Source organism: Neisseria animalis, from assembly GCF_900636515.1.
GTDB classification, from domain to species: domain Bacteria; phylum Pseudomonadota; class Gammaproteobacteria; order Burkholderiales; family Neisseriaceae; genus Neisseria; species Neisseria animalis.
This window is the reverse complement of sequence record NZ_LR134287.1, coordinates 521097-539478: the sequence shown is the minus strand read 5'-3', so window position 1 is coordinate 539478 and position 18382 is coordinate 521097. Positions and strand designations below refer to the sequence as shown.

General features: G+C 53.3%; 16 protein-coding genes. 3 read left to right on the top strand and 13 right to left on the bottom strand.

The window, feature by feature from the left end; translation table 11 throughout:
- Positions 1–8: 8 nt before the first annotated feature.
- The 9 genes from EL111_RS02530 to EL111_RS02490 form a co-directional block, all read right to left on the bottom strand.
- Positions 9–983: an iron chelate uptake ABC transporter family permease subunit gene (locus EL111_RS02530; protein WP_123795533.1), complete on the bottom strand. Its 975-nt coding sequence runs from the start codon at positions 981–983 to the stop codon at positions 9–11.
- Complete coding sequence (locus EL111_RS02525; RefSeq protein WP_123795534.1) at positions 973–1941, bottom strand: ABC transporter permease; 969 nt, start codon at positions 1939–1941, stop codon at positions 973–975. The genes EL111_RS02530 and EL111_RS02525 overlap by 11 nt, the downstream gene beginning before the upstream one ends.
- Positions 1942–2611: 670 nt before the next feature.
- Positions 2612–3607 (bottom strand): ornithine carbamoyltransferase, encoded by a 996-nt coding sequence (locus tag EL111_RS02520; protein ID WP_123795535.1) that lies wholly within the window; start codon positions 3605–3607, stop codon positions 2612–2614.
- A 53-nt stretch (positions 3608–3660) separates the two neighbouring features.
- Positions 3661–4434, bottom strand: coding sequence for a methylated-DNA--[protein]-cysteine S-methyltransferase (locus EL111_RS02515; protein ID WP_123795536.1), 774 nt, complete (start codon positions 4432–4434; stop codon positions 3661–3663).
- Positions 4435–4497: 63 nt separating this feature from the next.
- On the bottom strand, positions 4498–5631 hold the full coding sequence (gene dapE, locus EL111_RS02510; RefSeq protein WP_123795537.1) for a succinyl-diaminopimelate desuccinylase: 1134 nt from the start codon (positions 5629–5631) through the stop codon (positions 4498–4500).
- Between the two features lie 117 nt (positions 5632–5748).
- Positions 5749–6366, bottom strand: coding sequence for an HI_0552 family protein (locus tag EL111_RS02505; protein WP_123795538.1), 618 nt, complete (start codon positions 6364–6366; stop codon positions 5749–5751).
- Between the two features lie 178 nt (positions 6367–6544).
- Positions 6545–7054, bottom strand: a complete 510-nt coding sequence (locus EL111_RS02500) for a hemerythrin domain-containing protein (protein ID WP_123795539.1) — start codon at positions 7052–7054, stop codon at positions 6545–6547.
- Positions 7055–7248: 194 nt separating this feature from the next.
- Positions 7249–7812, bottom strand: a complete 564-nt coding sequence (gene azu, locus EL111_RS02495) for an azurin (RefSeq protein ID WP_123795540.1) — start codon at positions 7810–7812, stop codon at positions 7249–7251.
- Positions 7813–8047: 235 nt separating this feature from the next.
- A complete protein-coding gene (locus tag EL111_RS02490; protein WP_123795574.1) occupies positions 8048–8497 on the bottom strand; it encodes a DciA family protein in 450 nt (149 codons plus the stop codon).
- Positions 8498–8624: 127 nt separating this feature from the next.
- On the opposite strand from EL111_RS02490, the gene secA reads away from it, so the two are divergent.
- From secA to EL111_RS02475, 3 genes are all read left to right on the top strand, one after another.
- On the top strand, positions 8625–11381 hold the full coding sequence (gene secA / locus EL111_RS02485) for a preprotein translocase subunit SecA (protein WP_123795541.1): 2757 nt from the start codon (positions 8625–8627) through the stop codon (positions 11379–11381).
- Positions 11382–11488: 107 nt separating this feature from the next.
- Positions 11489–12586, top strand: a complete 1098-nt coding sequence (gene aroC / locus EL111_RS02480) for a chorismate synthase (protein ID WP_123795542.1) — start codon at positions 11489–11491, stop codon at positions 12584–12586.
- Between the two features lie 263 nt (positions 12587–12849).
- A complete protein-coding gene (locus EL111_RS02475; RefSeq protein WP_123795543.1) occupies positions 12850–13302 on the top strand; it encodes a ProQ/FINO family protein in 453 nt (150 codons plus the stop codon).
- Between the two features lie 19 nt (positions 13303–13321).
- On the opposite strand, the gene EL111_RS02470 is transcribed toward EL111_RS02475, so the two are convergent.
- The 4 genes from EL111_RS02470 to secD all read right to left on the bottom strand — a co-directional run bounded on the left by EL111_RS02470 (position 13322) and on the right by secD (position 18265).
- Positions 13322–13558: a hypothetical protein gene (locus EL111_RS02470; protein WP_126325830.1), complete on the bottom strand. Its 237-nt coding sequence runs from the start codon at positions 13556–13558 to the stop codon at positions 13322–13324.
- 316 nt (positions 13559–13874) lie between these two features.
- A complete protein-coding gene (locus EL111_RS02465; protein WP_123795544.1) occupies positions 13875–15212 on the bottom strand; it encodes a sodium-dependent transporter in 1338 nt (445 codons plus the stop codon).
- A gap of 257 nt (positions 15213–15469) precedes the next feature.
- On the bottom strand, positions 15470–16405 hold the full coding sequence (gene secF, locus EL111_RS02460) for a protein translocase subunit SecF (protein ID WP_123795545.1): 936 nt from the start codon (positions 16403–16405) through the stop codon (positions 15470–15472).
- Positions 16406–16408: 3 nt separating this feature from the next.
- Positions 16409–18265: a protein translocase subunit SecD gene (gene secD, locus EL111_RS02455; RefSeq protein ID WP_123795546.1), complete on the bottom strand. Its 1857-nt coding sequence runs from the start codon at positions 18263–18265 to the stop codon at positions 16409–16411.
- Positions 18266–18382: the final 117 nt, after the last annotated feature.

Below are 18382 nucleotides of genomic sequence, written 5' to 3'. Positions count from 1 at the left end.
AGACGGCCTTAACGCTTCTTTTTCAATACCAGCCATAAAAACACCAGCCCGCCGGCAAATTCGACGACCACGCTCAAGACGGCTTTCATGCCCAGCAAATGTTCGAATACGGTCTGGCCGCCGACCAGTAAAATACCGGCAAGGCAGAAAGCCATCGGCAGGCGTATGCTGTGTTTCACGGAAGGAGAAAAATGGTTGGCCAGTGCCGCCACCAAAAGGCCGAAAAAGCTGACCGGGCCGACAACGGCGGTGGAAGTGGCGACCAGCGCGGCAATCCACAGCAAAATCCATAAAGTGTTGCGCTGATAGTTGATGCCCAGATTGACGGCTTGGTCGCGCCCGAGCAGATACACATCCAAGCGGTGGCGTTCGCGCCAGACAAACACCGTACTCGCCAGCAAGACTGCCGCGCCGATGCCGAGCAGGTTTTGGTTGACGGTATTGAACGATGCGAACGTATTTGCCTGCGCCACCGCAAATTCTTCGGGGTCGATCATGCGTTGGAGCAGCGAGGCGAGGCTGCGGAACAAAATCCCGAAAATCACGCCGATTAAAATCATCCGCGCCAAATCGCGCCCGCCCTGTTTCATCAGTATGGCAAACAAAAGCAGCGAGCCGCCCATCATCGCCGCCAGCTCCAAACCGAATTTGCCCAAGAGCGGCAGCGCGGTATAGCCCACGCCGCCGAGCAGGAACACCAGCAGCGTTTGCAGGAAAATATACAGCGAATCAAAGCCTAAAATCGAAGGGGTCAGAATCGGATTGTTGGTCAGCGTTTGAAACAATAAAGTCGACACGCCCACCGCATACGCCACCAGCAGCAAAGCAGCGAGCTTGGTCAGGCGCAGCGGCAGTACGAAATCCCAGTTGCCGCCCGCATTGAGCGTTAAAAACAGGACGCAGCAGGCCGAAAGCAGCGCGAAAGCCAGCCATAACGGGCGCGTTCCGCCCTGTAAAAAGCCAATGTTTTTTTCAGACGGCATGGGCAGGCTTCCTCAACAACATCCACAAAAACAATACCGTACCCAACACGCCGAACACCACCGACACGGGAATTTCAAACGGAAACACTACCAGCCGCCCGATGATGTCGCACAGCAGCACCATCGACGCGCCGAGCAAAGCCACGGCGGGCAGACTCTGGCGCAGCTTGTCGCCCATCATGCGGCTGATAATGTTCGGCACCACCAAACCGACAAACGGAATATTGCCGATGGTCACCACCACCAGCGAGGTAATCAGTGCCACGATAATCAGGCCGGCCCATAAAATCACATCGCGGTTCAAACCCAAGTTTACCGCCACCGTTTCGCCCAGCCCCACAATCGTCAGCCGGTCGGCAATCAGATAAGCGCACACCGCCAAAACGCCGGTCAGCCACAGCAGTTCGTAACGCCCCATCAACACGCCGGAAAAATCCCCCTGCTGCCATACGCCCAGCATTTGCAGCATTTCCGTCTCATAAGCGATAAACGTCGCCACCGCCTCGATGACCCCGCCGAAAATAATGCCCACCAGCGGCACCATCAGTTGCGCCGTCGGCGGCAGACGGCGGATTAAGGCCATAAACACCAGCATACCCGCCATCGAGGCTGCCGCCCCGACCGACATTTTCGCCGGCAGCGCGGCAGACGGTGCGAACAAAGCCATCAACAGCAGCCCCAATGCCGCACTCTGGCTCGCGCCCACCATCGAAGGCTCGACAAAGCGGTTGCGCATCAGAATCTGCATAATCATTCCCGCCACCGCCATCGACGCACCGGCCAGCACAATCGCCAGCGTGCGTGGCAGGCGGCTGACCAGCAACAGCTGCATATCGTCGGAGAGCTCAAACAGATTCCGCCATTGGAAATCCGCCACGCCGACCGACAGGCTGACGACAAACAACACCGCCAGCGCAAACAGGTTGGAAAGGTTGAAGGAAAGGGGTTTGGTACTCATGAAAATCAACCGGAACTTCTCGATTTGCAGACGGCATACCATTAAAAAGCCGTCTGCAAAATTATCTTTACGGAGATTTTTGTCCGAAATCTTGAAAATAAACGAAAACAATTATCATAATTTATTCAAACCTAATCCGCAAGCGTTTCCTGCCCGACAAGTTTGAATCATGAAAACTTTTCAAGATATAGTCATTTAAAATAAGAATGATACAGCGTTGCTTTGCCTTGCCGTACTATGTGTACTGTCTGCGGCTTCGCTGCCTTGTCTCATTCTTATTTTATTCGACTATATTTGCAGACGGCCTGCCCCGCCGAACCGCCCGCACCGTATCGAAGACAAACACAGGCATTTCATGCCCAATCATACGGCATTGCCTCCCCACTCAAAAAAAGCCCAACCAAGCTGCTCGACACATCTGCCAACCCATATTGTCCGCAACCTGCTCCCCTGCCCTCAAAATTGAAACGGTCATCAAACAGAACGGCACGAACCGCGCCGCACATACAACACCTCACGCGCGCCTCACGCGACAGCCTCATGCCGATTGCCGACAAACATACGTTTTCAAACCAAACGCCCCATCACAAAAGCCGTCTGCAAAATGCCGCACATCCTTTTGATAGGGATTTCGGCATTTTGCAGACGGCCTTGTACCAACCGCAGCGGGTTATTCGCCCAACGAAGCCACCATCACTGCTTTGATGGTGTGCATACGGTTTTCAGCTTGGTCGAACACGATGCTGGCCGGGCTTTCAAACACTTCTTCGGTCACTTCCACGCCGTTCAAACCGAAGGTTTCGTAAATCCATTCTCCGACTTTGGTTTCGCGGTTGTGGAAAGCGGGCAGGCAGTGCATGAACTTCACGTTCGGATTGCCCGATGCCGCCATCAATTCGGGGGTAACGCGGAAAGACTTCAGCAGGGCGATGCGCTCTTCCCATGTTTCTTTCGGCTCACCCATGCTCACCCAAACGTCGGTATGGATAAAGTCCACGCCTTGAACGGCCTCTTCGGCATTTTCGGTTAAGGTCACTTTCGCGCCGGTTTCTTCGGCAAGCGCACGGGCTTGGGCAATGATGTTTTCAGACGGCCATAAGGCTTTCGGCGCGCCGATACGCACGTCCATACCCATTTTTGCGCCGAGCAGCAACAGCGAATTGCCCATATTGAAGCGTGCATCGCCCACATAGGCAAACGCGATTTCGTTCAAGGGTTTGCTGCTGTGTTCGCGCATGGTCAGCGCGTCGGCCAGCATTTGGGTGGGGTGGAATTCATTGGTCAAACCGTTGAATACGGGTACGCCTGCGTATTGCGCCAGCTCTTCGACAATTTCTTGGCCGAAACCGCGGTACTCGATGCCGTCGTACATACGGCCGAGTACGCGGGCGGTGTCTTTGATGCTTTCTTTGTGGCCGATTTGGCTGCCGGTCGGCTCCAGATAGGTTACGCCCGCTCCTTGGTCGCGTGCGGCAACTTCAAAGGCGCAGCGGGTGCGGGTGGAGGTTTTTTCAAAAATCAGGGCAATGTTTTTGCCGCGCATTTTCCGCACTTCGCGTCCGGCTTTTTTGGCGGCTTTCAGTTCGGCAGCCAAGTCGAGGTAATGCAGGATTTCGGCTTGGGTAAAGTCGAGGAGTTTGAGGCAATGGCGGTTTTTGAGGTTCATAATGCTCTCTTTTCAAGGTGTTGCGAAAACACCGTTAAGGATAAAGACTGCGGTTAAGATGTTTCCTGCGAATCGGCTTCAAACAATGCCGTCTGCATATTTTTCTTTTCAAGTGCCAACAGGTATTTTTTACGGAACAACCCGCCTGCATAGCCGGTCAGACTGCCGTCGCTGCCGATCACGCGGTGGCACGGAACGACAATGGAAATTTTGTTCTGCCCGTTGGCGGCGGCAACGGCACGCACAGCCTTGGCATTACCCAGCTGCTCCGACTGCTGCTTATAGGTGCAGGTTTCGCCGTAAGGTATGGTTTGCAAGACTTGCCACGCCTGCTCTTGAAATGCCGTACCGATAAAATGCAGCGGCACGCTGAAATTTTGCAGACGGCCTTTGAAATATTCGTCCAGCTCTTGCTTCAGCAAATCAGAGACCGGATATTCTCGCCATACAAAACGGCCGTTGAGTGCTTTGCGTACCGCTTCAAGCTCTTGGGCGACACCGTCCTGATCGACAAACTCAAGCAGGCTCAAGCATTCCTGATAGGCAAACACGGCAATCATCGCGCCCAAAGGCGTATCAATACGCGACACGGCCAACTCGTTGGCAGCTATCGGATTGGATTGCGCCAATACATTCAATGCCCGTCGGATATTGCGGTATTGCGGCCACTTCAAGCCGGCAGCAGCGGCAAAATCCTGCTCGAACGCCGCATAATCCCGAGCGGGAATTTTGTGTTGCCGGGCAGGAAAGTCCGCCCCGCTTTCCAAAAGATTGCGGTACGGCTGCCAGCGTTCGGCAAGTGTTTCAAGTGAAGGAAGAACAAACATCGTCTTTATCATCAAAATATTATCGGTACAAGAATCCAATATGCCGTCTGCAAATGATGTGCTTCAAACCAGCAATTCTTCCAACATCGACCCGTACACCGCCGATAATTTCGGAATATCCTCCAGCAATACGTTTTCATTGATTTGGTGAATCGTGGCGTTGCTCGGCCCCAATTCAATCAATTCGGCGGCGATGGCTTTGATGAAGCGGCCGTCTGAAGTACCGCCTGTAGTGGAAAGCTCGGTATCGATGCCGCATACTTTTTGAATTGCGTTTCGGGCGACATCGGTCAGCTTTCCGGCTTGGGTGAGAAACGGCTGGCCGGAGCACGCCCACTGCAAATCGTATACTACGCCGTGCTTGTCCAAAATGGCGTGTACGCGCTCTTTCAGGCCGGATTCGGTGGATTCGGTGGAAAAACGGAAATTGAATTTGACGTTTAACTCGCCCGGAATCACGTTGGTCGCGCCGGTACCGCCGCCGATATTGGAAATTTGGAAGCTGGTGGGCGGAAAATATTCGTTGCCCTCATCCCAAACTTCTTGGGCCAACTCCAGCAGCGCAGGCGCGAAGGTGTGGACGGGATTCACCGCCAGATGCGGATAGGCGATGTGGCCTTGCTTGCCTTTGACCGTCAGGTTGCCGGAAAGCGAACCGCGGCGGCCGTTTTTAATCATATCGCCCAAGTCGGTAACGGCGGTCGGCTCGCCGACAATGCAGTAATCGATGGTTTCGCCGCGCGCTTTCAGTACGTCCACCACTTTGGTGGTACCGTCGTGCGCATCGCCCTCTTCATCGGAGGTAATCAGCAGCGCGATGCTGCCCGCATGGTCGGGATTGGCGGCAACAAAACGCTCGCAGGCGGTTACGAAACAGGCGATGCTGGTTTTCATATCCGCCGCGCCGCGCCCGTATAAACGCCCTTCGCGCTCGCTCGGCTCAAACGGCGGCGTATCCCATTTTTCCAGCGGCCCTGCAGGCACGACATCGGTGTGGCCGGCAAAACATACCACCGGACCATTCTTGCCGCGCCGCGCCCAGATGTTTTTGGTCTCGCCGAAATTCATCTCTTCGATGGCAAATCCGATTTTTTTCAGGCGTTCTGCAAGCAGCTGCTGGCAGTTTTGATCATCGGGGGTAACGGACGGACGGGCAATCAGTTGCTTGGCTAAATCTAGGGTTTGGGTTTCGGTCATGTTCGTTTTTAAGAATCAGGCCGTCTGAAAAATATTGGGAAAACGGTAGGTTGGGTTGCCATTTGTGCTTATTTTTCAGACGGCCTGTTGCGGATTGGTTAACAATGTTTAACTATATCAGCGAAAACAGGCTTCATACAAGGGTAAAAGTTCGCGAATCGTGTCAGCTATCCATACCGATTCGTTTTGCCTGCCCAAATCGTCGCGTTCGATATGCCTACCGATACAGAAAAAATCGTCTTGGTCTTGCAAACGCAATGCCGCATTGCCTTGCGCTGCCAGCGTTTGATAATCGGCATATTCGCTTTCCGCACCGTGCCACACATCGAAAGCGGCATAGTGTTTTCTGTCCAGATTTTCCAACCATTGATTGTATTCCGGCAACGCTATCGGCGACACGCCTGCTTTGTAACAATGCCAATCGAGGCTGACGGTGAGGCGGCGGCGGTTGAGCAGCACGGATAAAATCGCGGCGGAATCTTTATATCGGGCGTATTTGAAATAAGCGAAAAAATGGGCGCGCACCTGCCAGCCGTTGCACCACCGCTCGATATGCGGCGGCGCAAAAGGTTCGCCCAAATCTTCCGCAACCTGCAAAATAAGCTGCCGCCAAATCTGCCAATGCGCCTTATAATCGGCTTTGATTTTCGGAATGGCTTCGGGCTGGTATTTTTTGAGTTGGGAAAATTGGAAAAAAGGGATATTGAAAAGGTCGCTGCTGGCTGGGGTAAGCATGAAGTATCCTTTTTTATCGTTAAGGCCGTCTGCAAATACGGAATTTTATAGTTATCCCAAACTTTTTCAGGCGGTGCATGGCAAACATCCGGTGGTTTTCCGTTTGTAAAAAACATTTACTTCAAAAACAGAATGTTTGGGATAAAAATAAAACCTGACCAAACCGCCCTGCTGCCGATTACTTCTGCCGCCTTGCCGCCATAATCTTGCCGATTTCCGCTAATTTTTCCTGCGGAATAAATTCTTTACCCATATCAAACAGCGGCTCTTCAATACCCAAATGCACGGCATAGCCGTCTGTAAAGCGTTTCAAAACTTCGGCTTGCAGCGGATATTGCGGATCCGCTTCCAAATTTTGAAACTCTTGATAAAGTGCGCTCCAATTGGCGTGCAGGCTTTCGTGCTGATGCAGCAATTCGTCCACACCCGCCTGCGCCTGCGGGGCGTATTGCAAAAGCAGCGGGAAAAAGTTTTCTTCTTCATCCTCGTGATGCAGTGGAGCAGCCACATTGAAATACTGGCTGATCTGCCTCACCGCCTGCAATACGGCCTCGTTGCAGCCGTGCTCGGCAATATAACCGGGCAGCATATCGATTTGGCTGCAAAAACGGCGTACTTTCCCGTGGCAGGCGTAGAGCATGTCGATGGGTTCGGCAAAGGTAACACTTTGGGTCTCAAAGGGGTTCATGGCAATTCCTCTCAGGTTTGATGTATCGGCCGCTTCGCTTTCTGCATAACAAGCGTGAACAATCAATATGTTCCGTTTGATTTGCAGACGGCCTTATCGGGAAAATGCCGTCTGCAAATACAAAGCAAAACAGCCTGCACTGGGCAGGCTGCTGGCGGATAAATCTTGTTAAGATTACCGTATTGTTTGACGGATTAGTCAACCAAGGTCAATGTACCGTTCATCAATGCAGCGTGGCCCGGGAAAGTACATACGAATTTGTAGCTGCCGTCAGCCAGTTTGGCAGGATCGAAGGTTACAGAAGACTCTTCACCGCCACCGATCAGTTTGGTGTGGGCAATTACGCGCTCGTCGTTGGCTTTAACGTAGTCGGCATCAGGACCTGCAGCCAAACCGTCTTTGAATACGCCGTCCATGTCTTCGGCTTTAGCAATAACAATGTTGTGACCCATGCTGGCTTTAGGTTGGGTACCGGTGTGTTTCAGGGTAATGGTAAATTCGCTACATGCTTTGCTCACTTGGATATCTTTAGTGTCGAACTGCATGGCGTCGTTTGACTCAACCACTACAGAGCAGTTTCCTGCAGCAGCTTCGGCAGGTGCAGCTTCAGCAGAGGCCTCAGCCGGTGCGGCTTCCGCAGGCGCAGCAGAGGCTTCGGCGGCAGGTGCGGCTTCGGCAGCCGGTTGTTGTGCAGGTTCTTGCGAGCAGGCTGCCAAACCGATTACGGCGGCAGAAATCAGAGCCAAATAAGCTTTCATGAAAATCTCCTAATAGAGTGTGTATCGATAAAACAGAAGGGTAGAGATAAAGGCATACCCATATTCGGTAATTTGGAAGTATGCGACTTTATTCTGCCCCAAACTTTGATTTGAATCAAAGTTTAAGCAAGCATTTACACCTGTTTACAAAACCGCCGCCGCTCCTGCTCCGCAAAGCCACAGGCCGTCTGCAAATTTGACATTTTTTAACACCTAAACAAGCTCAGTTGTCCGTTTACGGCTTACGGTGCTTTTGCGCCAGCCTTGCCAAGGCTTGAGCCAGCTTGGGGTGGCGCTCTGCCAAACATTCCGCCGTTTGCTCGAAATTCGCCACAGCCGTTTCGCTCAACTCCAAACGGTTTACCCGTTCCGCTTCAGGCGTTTGCGGAACCAGACGGACACGCACGCTGCTCAATCCTTCATGCACAGCCACCAAACTCGGCTGCAGCGCAGGCAGCAGCATTTTCAAACGCGAAGCCGCCATACTGTTGGCCGCCAACAAAACCAATACATCACCCTCGATACAGGCGGTTCGGACATAAGGACGCAGGTTGGCAGGCAGTATCCGCCCAACTTCCTTATCCAGCTTCTGCCAATAGCGGGAAATCTGCAACAAGTTGTGCAAATGTGCCGGAACACCCGCACCATCACCCGGCCCCACCCGTTTCAGATGGTTGAAATCCATATCATTCTCCATCACTTGAAATCCGTCAGGCATACCGCCATTTGCAATGCGATTACCCGTTTTAACCGGCAGATTGTGTTAAAATCTCCTTTTCCGCTATTTTACCCTAATTCATAGGGAAGACCTCATGCTGACAAACATTGCAAAAAAAATCTTCGGCAGCCGCAACGACCGTCTGCTCAAACAATACCGAAAATCCGTAGCGAAAATCAACGCACTCGAAGCCGACATGCAGGCTCTAAGCGACGAGGCTTTGCAAGCCAAAACCGCAGAATTCAAAGAACGCCTCGCCAACGGCGAAACGCTCGACGGCATTTTGGTAGAAGCCTTTGCCGTCTGCCGCGAAGCCAGCCGCCGCGTATTAGGTATGCGCCACTTCGACGTACAACTCATCGGCGGCATGGTACTGCACAACGGCAAAATCGCCGAAATGCGTACCGGCGAAGGCAAAACACTGGTTGCCACACTTGCCGTTTACCTCAATGCCCTTTCCGGAAAAGGCGTGCACGTTGTCACCGTCAACGACTACTTGGCCGCACGCGATGCCGGCATCATGGAACCGCTGTATAACTTCCTCGGCCTGACTGTCGGCGTGATCGTATCCAATATGGAGCCGTTCTACCGCCAAAGCGCATACGGTGCCGACATCACCTACGGCACCAACAACGAATTCGGTTTCGATTACCTGCGCGACAACATGGTGACCGACCAATACGACAAAGTACAACGCGAATTAAACTTCGCCGTTGTCGATGAAGTCGACTCCATCTTAATCGATGAAGCCCGTACCCCCCTGATTATTTCCGGACAGGCCGACGACAACGTCCAACTCTACCAAATCATGAATGCCGTTCCCGCCCGACTGGTCCGCCAGGAAACGGAAGAAGGCGAAGGCGATTACTGGGTGGACGAAAAAGCCCATCAAGTCATCTTGAGCGAATCCGGCCACGAACACGCCGAGCAAATTCTGACCCAAATGGGGCTGCTGCAAGAAAACGACTCCCTTTACTCCGCCGCCAACATCACCCTGATGCACCACCTGATGGCGGCATTGCGCGCACACAGTCTGTTCCATTTGGATCAGCACTATGTCATCCAAGACGGCGAAATCGTCATTGTAGACGAATTTACAGGCCGCCTGATGGCAGGACGCCGCTGGTCCGAAGGCCTGCACCAAGCCGTAGAAGCCAAAGAAGGCGTGGAAATCAAGCGTGAAAACCAAACGCTGGCCTCCATCACCTTCCAAAACTACTTCCGGCTCTATACCAAGCTCTCCGGCATGACCGGCACGGCCGATACCGAAGCATTCGAATTCCAAAGCATTTACGGCTTGGAAACCGTCATTATCCCGACCAACCGCCCTATCCAGCGCAAAGACTTCAACGACCAAATCTTCCGAAGTGCCGAAGAAAAATTCGAAGCAGTCGTCAAAGACATCCAAGCCTGCCACGAAAACGGCCAGCCGGTACTGGTCGGCACCACCAGCATCGAAAACTCCGAACTGGTATCCAACCTGCTCAACAAAGCAGGCCTGCCGCACAATGTCTTAAATGCCAAAGAACACGAACGCGAAGCCTTAATCGTTGCCCAAGCAGGCAAAGTCGGCGCGATTACCGTTGCCACCAACATGGCCGGCCGCGGTACCGACATCGTACTGGGCGGTAATCTCAAACATCAAACCGATGCCATCCGCGCCGATGAAACCCTGAGTGATGACGAGAAAACCGCACAAATCGCCGCATTGGAAAGCGGTTGGCAGCAAGAGCATGAAAAAGTATTGGCAGCCGGCGGTCTCCACATCATCGGCACCGAACGTCACGAAAGCCGCCGCATCGACAACCAACTGCGCGGCCGTGCAGGCCGCCAAGGCGACCCCGGCTCCAGCCGCTTCTACCTCTCCTTTGAAGACCCGCTGCTGCGCCTGTTCGCCCTCGACCGCGCCGCCGCCATCCTCAACCGCCTCTCGCCCGAACGCGGCGTCGCCATCGAACACGGCTTGCTGACCCGCCAAATCGAAGGCGCGCAACGCAAAGTCGAAGGCCGCAACTTCGATATGCGCAAACAAGTCTTGGAATATGACGACGTTGCCAACGACCAACGCAAAGTGATTTACCACCAGCGCAATGAAATCCTTACCAATCAGGAAGTCAGCGGCTTAGCCAAAGACATTCGTGAAGAAGTCATCAGCGATTTGGTCGATTTGCATATTCCTCCGGAAAGCATGGAAGAGCAATGGAATATTGCCGCACTCGAAGCCCAGCTTGCCGGAGAGTTCCGCGTACAGGCAGACATCAAAGCGTGGCTGGAAGCTGACAACACCTTAGACGGACAAGACATCAAAGACCGCCTGATTCAGCGCATCGAAGCCGAATACGCCGAAAAAGTAGAATTGGTCGGCCAACAGCCTATGGCAAACTTCGAGCGCAACGTCATGCTGCAAGTCATCGACAACCAATGGCGCGAACATTTGGCTGCCATGGACCATCTGCGCCAAGGTATCCACTTACGCAGCTACGCCCAAAAAAATCCGAAACAGGAATACAAACGCGAAGCCTTTACCATGTTTGAAAACCTGTGGCACAGTATCAAACACAACATTGCCTCCCTGTTGGCCTCCGTTCAAATCGAACGCAACGAGCATACCGCCCAAGAGCTGCCGGAGCAAACCGTTAACAATATTCATGCCGCGCAACCCGACGCACCGGACATGGAAGAATTACTCGGCGAATCCAAAACCAACTTGGCTACCGAAGCATTCGACCCCAACAGCATGGATCTCAGCCCCGAAGCACTCTCGTTGCAAGGTTACGTTGTTCACCGCAACGACCCCTGCCCGTGCGGCAGCGGTTTGAAATACAAACAGTGCCACGGCAAACTGAGCTGATAAGGGTTTGATACAAATAAAAGGCCGTCTGCAAAACACGATTTTACAGACGGCCTTTTATGTTAAAATCCACTACCTTATCCCTCAAACGTTTACAGAGCAGAAATATGGCAGGCAACACTTTCGGACAACTCTTCACCGTTACTACTTTCGGCGAAAGCCACGGCCCGGCATTGGGCTGCATCATCGACGGCTGCCCGCCGGGACTGCCGTTAAACGAACAAGACATCCAAACCGACCTCGACCGCCGCAAACCCGGCACCAACCGCCATGTGACCCAACGGCGCGAAGCCGACGAAGTGGAAATCCTATCCGGCGTGTTCGAAGGCCGAACCACCGGCACGCCGATTGCGCTGCTCATCCGCAACACCGACCAGCGCAGCAAAGACTACGGCAACATCGCCCGCCAATTCCGCCCCGGCCACGCCGACTATACCTACTGGCACAAATACGGTATCCGCGACTACCGCGGCGGCGGCAGGAGTTCCGCCCGCGAAACCGCCGCGCGCGTGGCCGCCGGTGCTGTGGCCAAAAAATGGCTGAAAACACAATTCGGCACCGAAATCGCCTGCTGGGTTACCCAAGTGGGCGAGCAGGAAATTGCTTTTGAAAACGAAGATTTTATTGCGGAAAACCCGTTTTTTGCCGCCAACCGTTCGCAAATTGCCGAACTCGAAGCCTATATGGACAGCGTGCGCAAATCGCTCGACAGCGTGGGCGCGAAGCTGCACATCGAAGCGCGCGGCGTACCCGTCGGCTTGGGCGAGCCGGTGTTCGACCGCCTTGATGCCGATATTGCCCATGCGCTGATGTCCATCAATGCCGTCAAAGGCGTGGAAATCGGCGACGGCTTCGACGTGGTGGCGCAACGCGGCAGCGTGCACGGCGACGAGCTCGCCCCGCAAGGCTTCCAATCCAACCATGCGGGCGGCATCCTCGGCGGCATTTCCACCGGCCAAACCATCACCGCCAATTTCGCCATCAAACCGACCAGCTCCATCGCCACGCCGCGCCGGAGCATCGATACCGACGGCAACGCGGTGGAAATCGCCACACACGGCCGCCACGACCCCTGCGTAGGCTTGCGCGCCGCGCCGATTGCCGAGGCCATGCTTGCGCTGGTGCTGATGGATCACGCCATGCGACATCGCGCACAAAACACCGGCGTATGCGTGAATACGCCCGACATCGCGCGTTTGGGTTAAAAACAGGCAACCGGAGTGCGGCCTTCCCATCCTCCATGTAGCGCAAAGGATTACGGCAATACCATAAGCCGCCCCGACCCATCAGCCGGACGCACCAAATGCGCCAACCCGTTTGCAGACGGCCCGTCCGACCCCGAGGCCGTCTGCAAAACCGTTGTACAAATCCTTAGCCAAAATCCGCCCTTTATACTACAATGGCGGAAATCGTCCCGCTGCCGCCAAACCCAAACCGCACGGCAGCCTTTAACAGGAATATAACAGACATGACACAAGAAACCGCTTTGGGCGCCGCGCTGAAATCCGCCGTCCAAACCATGAGCAAAAAGAAGCAGACTGACATGATTGCCGACCACATCTACGGCAAATACGACGTATTCAAACGCTTCAAACCTCTGGCCGTCGGCATAGACCAAGATTTGATTGCCGCCCTGCCCCAATACGACCCCGTCCTGATTGCCCGCGTATTGGCCAACCACTGCCGCCGTCCGCGCTACCTGAAAGCACTGGCACGCGGCGGCAAACGCTTCGATCTGAACAACCGTTTCAAAGGCGAAGTCAGCCCCGAAGAACAAGCCATCGCCCAACAGCACCCGGCCGTACGGCAGGCGCTCGCCGCACAAGCCGAACGGCAGGCAGCCAAAGATGCCGGACAAACCTCCGCCGCCGAAGCGACACCGGCGGAAACTGCCGAAACAAGCGGAACAGCCGCCGAATAAACAGCTATTGCGTTTTCTCTCAAATAAAGCCGTCTGAAAAAAGCATGGACACCTCCGCCGCTTTTTCAGACGGCTTCCATTTTTCAAACAGCTTGAAAAACCGATCCCCTCCGACAACAACATACCCTCCATACGGAAAAAAACAGGTTGAGGCCTTTGCAAAATTCATGACAATGGCTTGTAGGCGGGTTTTACACCCGCCCGCTTGTTCGGGCTTTTGGAAGTTGTATAGTCGAATAAAATAAGAATGAGACAAGGCAGCGAAGCCGCAGACAGTACACATAGTACGGCAAGGCAAAGCAACGCTGTATCATTCTTATTTTAAATGACTATAACTTTCAAAGTATTCAATTTTCGGGCAGGTGTAAAAGCTGCCCCTACAATCAGTTTTGCTTCGTTTCCTGTCTTTTTTTCAAAGGTCTCAGGTTTCTGCGAAGCTAAAACAGAGTTTCTGCGAAGCTAAAACAGAGTTTCTGCAAAGCTAAAACAGCAATTTCGGCAACCCGAACGTACAAACAAAAGCCGTCTGCAAAACAACTGTTTGCAGACGGCTTCCATCACAGCCGCGCCGGTTAAATCCAACCCAACGTATGGGCAAACACCAGCAGAATCGCCACCGGCGCAACATAACGCAGCATATTCAGCCACAAACGGATAACCGCCTTCGGAACAGTACTGCCCTCTCCCGCATCCGCCAGCACCGACTGCCGGTCGCGCAGCCATGCGACAAACAGTGCCACAAAAAACGAACTGATCGGCATAATCAGCGCGGTAATAATATAGTCCCACAAATCAAACACCGTTTTCCCGAAAACCTTCCACTCTCCCAACACGCCGAACGACAGCGCAGACGGTATCCCGACAATGAAAATCGCACTGCCGATCAGCCATGTGCGGTTGCGGCGTTTACTTTCGTCTTGGCGTATCGCGGCGGCAATGACCGTTTCCAACATCGAGAAAGCCGAGGTCAGCGTCGCAAAAGCAACCAGCAGCATAAACACCGCAAACAACACTTCGCCGAACGGAATTTTCATAAATACCGCCGGCAGCACGATGAAAATCAAACCCGGCCCCTGACTGGGCTCGAAACCGAATGCAAACACGGCCGGAAAAATCACCAAGCCCGCCAGCAGCGACACCAGCAGATTCATCCACATAATACTGTTGCCCGAACGGAACAAATCTTCCTTCTTACTCAGATACGAAGCATAAGTAATCATGGTTGAAACGCCGATACTGAGCGCGAAAAACGCCTGTCCCAGCGCGGTCAGCATAGTATGCGGCGTAAAATGCGACCAGTCCGGTTTGAGCAAAAATTCTACACCCTGCGCCGCACCCGGCAGCGTCAGCGAACGCACGGCCAGCACCACAAACAACACAAACAACGCCGGCATCATATAACGGTTTGCCTTCTCGATGCCGTCTGAAATACCGCCTTTCACCACCCACACCGTCAGCAGCATAAACACACCCTGATACAGCAGCACGCTCCACGGATTCGCGATGGTCGCACCGAACAAAGCCTCAAAATCCGCACCGGCACGGATTTCCCCCGTCAGCGCGTGTACCGCGTAATTAACCACCCAGCCGCCGACCACGCTGTAAAACGACAGCAGCACGAAACACGCCGCCACACCCATCCGCCCGATCCACGGCCACGCAGTATTCGGAGCAAGCGTTTTAAACGCATCAACGGCATTTTTACCGCTGGTTCTGCCGATATAAAATTCCGCCAACTGCACCGGCAATGCCACTAACACGGTAAACACCAAAAACATCAGGAAAAATACCGCGCCGCCGTTGGTTCCTGCGGTATAGGGAAATTTCCAAATCGCACCCAAACCGATTGCCGAACCTGCCGCAGCAAGGATAAAGCCGATTTTGGACGACCATGAAGCTTGAGTAGCCATAATCAATATTCTTTGTCAGAAAACAAACGCAAATTGTAACAAAGGCGGCTGTTTCATACAGACCCAATGTGCCAAAAACCGAAATTAAGCAAAAATGGTGCAGAGCCTGCTTCAAGCCTGATATTTTCCATTGCAAAAACATTTATTCAAACTATTTTCGCGCTCATATTTCAAAAATTTGGCAGATAAAACCAAAAAAGCCGTCTGTAAAACGCCTATTTGCGTTTTACAGACGGCTTTTAAGCAAAACAGAAGCGTTAAACGACGACTTCTTCTTTTTTCTGATTCGCTTTCGCCAAATTATCGCGGTTCAAGCCAAACATCAGCAGCAGCGGGCTGGCCACCAAGACTGAAGAATAAATACCGAAGACGATACCGATGGTCAGTGCCATTGAGAAACCGTGCAACGCCGCACCGCCGAAAACCAGCATCGACACCACCATTGCCTCAGTCGAACCGTGGGTAATGATGGTACGGCTCATGGTCGCGGTAATAGCGTTGTCAATCACTTCCGGCACACTGTGGTTACGCATGGCAGGCTTGCGGAAATTTTCGCGGATACGGTCGAACACCACAACCGATTCGTTTACCGAATAACCCAGTACAGCCAAAATACCTGCCAATACGGTCAGCGAAAACTCCCATTGAAAGAACGCAAAACAGCCAAGAATAATCACAATATCGTGCATATTGGCAATAATCGCCGACACGGCAAAACGCCACTCAAAACGCATGGAGAGATATACGATAATGCCGACAATTACCATGCCCAAAGCCAGCAAGCCGTTGGTCACCAACTCTTCGCCGACCTGCGGACCGATAAATTCGACTTGGCGCAGCGTGACATCGGGCGCATCCTGTTTCAGCAAATCCATCACATTATTGGACAACTGTGCCGAAGGCAAACCGTCTTTATTCGGCAGACGAATCATAACATGCCGGTTCGTACCCAAAGCCTGCACCTGCACATCGCCCAACTGAAGCGTATCTAAACGCTCGCGGGTTTTGTTCAAATCCGCACCTTGGCTGTATTGCACTTCCATCACCGTACCGCCGGTAAACTCCACCGAGAAGTTCAGACCTTTGGTAACCAGAAAGAATACGGCGGCAATAAATGTAAACAACGAAATAAAAGTCGTCAGCTTGCCATAGCGCATAAACGGAATATCGCGCTTGATTCTGAATAATTCCATGCTTTACTCCTTATCCGCCGCAGGGGTGGCGGCCGGCTGTTTCCAAACCGAGCCGATAGAAATGCTTTGCAGCTTGCGGCGTCCGCCGTACCACAGATTAACCATGGCGCGGAACACCACAACCGATGAAAACATCGATGTCAGAATGCCGATACAGTGCACCACGGCAAAACCGCGCACCGGCCCGGAACCGAATACCAACAAAGCGATACCGGCAATCAGAGAAGTCAGGTTGGAATCGACAATCGTTGCCCAAGCATGTTGGAAGCCCGAATAAATAGCCGCCTGAGGCTGCGCGCCGGCGCGGAGTTCCTCGCGGATACGCTCGTTAATCAATACGTTCGAGTCAATCGCCATACCCAGCGTCAATGCCAGCGCAGCAATACCCGGCAGCGTCATGGTTGCCTGCAATGCCGACAAAATCGCCACTAAGAACAGAATATTGGTCGAAAGTGCGATGGTCGAGAACAAACCCATCAGGCGGTAATACACCACCATAAACAATGACACGGCAGCAAAACCCCACAAAGTAGAGTTGAAACCTTTTTCAATGTTTTCCTTACCCAAAGACGGGCCGATGGTACGTTCTTCGACAATCTCCATCGGCGCAGCCAGCGAACCGGCACGCAGCAGCAGCGACGTATCATTGGCTTCTGCACTGCTCATGCTGCCGGAAATCTGTACGCGGCCGCCGGTAATCGGCTGGCGAATCACCGGAGCGGTTACCACTTCGGACTTACCCTGATCAATCAAGACCATCGCCATACGTTTGCCGACATTGGCCGCCGTCAATTCGCCGAAAATCGTACCGCCCGTACCGTCCAAGTTAATGCTGACGGCAGGCGCGCCCATTTCATCGAAGCTCGGTTGTGCATCGTTAATATTATCGCCGGTCAATTCCACCTGCTTGCTGACCAAAGTCGGCATAGGATGTTCGCCCGCGCTATACAGCAACTCGAAACCCGCCGGCACATTGCCGCTCAACGCCGCTTGCACTTTAGCTGCATCGTCTTCAACCATGCGGACTTCCAATGTTGCCGTACGGCCGATAATGTCCTTGGCTTTCGCCGTATCCTGTACGCCCGGCAACTGAACCACGATACGGTCCGCACCCGACTGCTGGATCACCGGCTCGGCCACACCCAATTCGTTGACACGGTTGTGCAGCGTTGTGATGTTTTGTTTCACCGCGTCCGAACGTACTTTGTTCACCACTTCGTCCGACAAAGTCAGCACAATATCATTGCCGCTGGCATTCAGCGTGGCATCAGGCAGCAGACGGCGCAATTCGGGCAACGCTTTCTGCACATCTGCCGCATCTTGGAACGGTACGCTCAGGCTGTTTTCGGTTTGGCGGATAGTGCCGACACGGATTTTTTGGCGGCGCAGTTCGCGGCGAATGTCGCCGGCATAGCGTTCAAACGTCTTCTGCATCGCCGCTTTCATGTCCACCTGCATGGTGAAATGCACGCCGCCGCGCAAGTCCAAACCCAAGAACATCGGATTGGCATTGATTTTCGCCATCCATTCGGGGCTGTCTGCCAGCAGGTTGAGTGCGGTAATATAGCCCTCGCCTAAGGTATTTTCGATAACGTCGCGTGCTTTGAGCTGGGTTTCCGCGTCTTTAAAGCGTACCTTGAGCGAATTGTCCACAACAAACATACCGTCCGTTTGGATATTTTCCGCCTGAAGCGCGGCAGCCACACGATTTTGCGTCTGCTCGTTGATAATGATGGATTGTCGGTTGGTCGATACCTGCACCGCCGGTGTTTCACCAAAGAGATTGGGCAGTGAATAAACCACCGACACCGCAATCGTCAATGCAATCAGCAGGTATTTCCATAAAGGGTAACGGTTCATGGCAAACCTTTTGCCGGATCCGCCGCAGCGGGCAGATTCCGCGATAAAAATAAAACACAAACAGCCGCGCTCGCAACCGCCGCCGATTCCCAACGGAATACAGACGGCTGCCCGTGC

Coding starts and splice junctions, on each gene's coding strand:
- EL111_RS02500 (WP_123795539.1), bottom strand. CDS start 7,054: ATGAACCCCTTTGAGACCCAAAGTGTTACCTTTGCCGAACCCATCGAC.
- dapE (WP_123795537.1), bottom strand. CDS start 5,631: ATGACCGAAACCCAAACCCTAGATTTAGCCAAGCAACTGATTGCCCGT.
- EL111_RS02475 (WP_123795543.1), top strand. CDS start 12,850: ATGACACAAGAAACCGCTTTGGGCGCCGCGCTGAAATCCGCCGTCCAA.
- EL111_RS02530 (WP_123795533.1), bottom strand. CDS start 983: ATGCCGTCTGAAAAAAACATTGGCTTTTTACAGGGCGGAACGCGCCCG.
- secF (WP_123795545.1), bottom strand. CDS start 16,405: ATGGAATTATTCAGAATCAAGCGCGATATTCCGTTTATGCGCTATGGC.
- secD (WP_123795546.1), bottom strand. CDS start 18,265: ATGAACCGTTACCCTTTATGGAAATACCTGCTGATTGCATTGACGATT.
- EL111_RS02465 (WP_123795544.1), bottom strand. CDS start 15,212: ATGGCTACTCAAGCTTCATGGTCGTCCAAAATCGGCTTTATCCTTGCT.
- EL111_RS02515 (WP_123795536.1), bottom strand. CDS start 4,434: ATGTTTGTTCTTCCTTCACTTGAAACACTTGCCGAACGCTGGCAGCCG.
- EL111_RS02505 (WP_123795538.1), bottom strand. CDS start 6,366: ATGCTTACCCCAGCCAGCAGCGACCTTTTCAATATCCCTTTTTTCCAA.
- secA (WP_123795541.1), top strand. CDS start 8,625: ATGCTGACAAACATTGCAAAAAAAATCTTCGGCAGCCGCAACGACCGT.
- EL111_RS02490 (WP_123795574.1), bottom strand. CDS start 8,497: ATGGATTTCAACCATCTGAAACGGGTGGGGCCGGGTGATGGTGCGGGT.
- aroC (WP_123795542.1), top strand. CDS start 11,489: ATGGCAGGCAACACTTTCGGACAACTCTTCACCGTTACTACTTTCGGC.
- azu (WP_123795540.1), bottom strand. CDS start 7,812: ATGAAAGCTTATTTGGCTCTGATTTCTGCCGCCGTAATCGGTTTGGCA.
- EL111_RS02525 (WP_123795534.1), bottom strand. CDS start 1,941: ATGAGTACCAAACCCCTTTCCTTCAACCTTTCCAACCTGTTTGCGCTG.
- EL111_RS02520 (WP_123795535.1), bottom strand. CDS start 3,607: ATGAACCTCAAAAACCGCCATTGCCTCAAACTCCTCGACTTTACCCAA.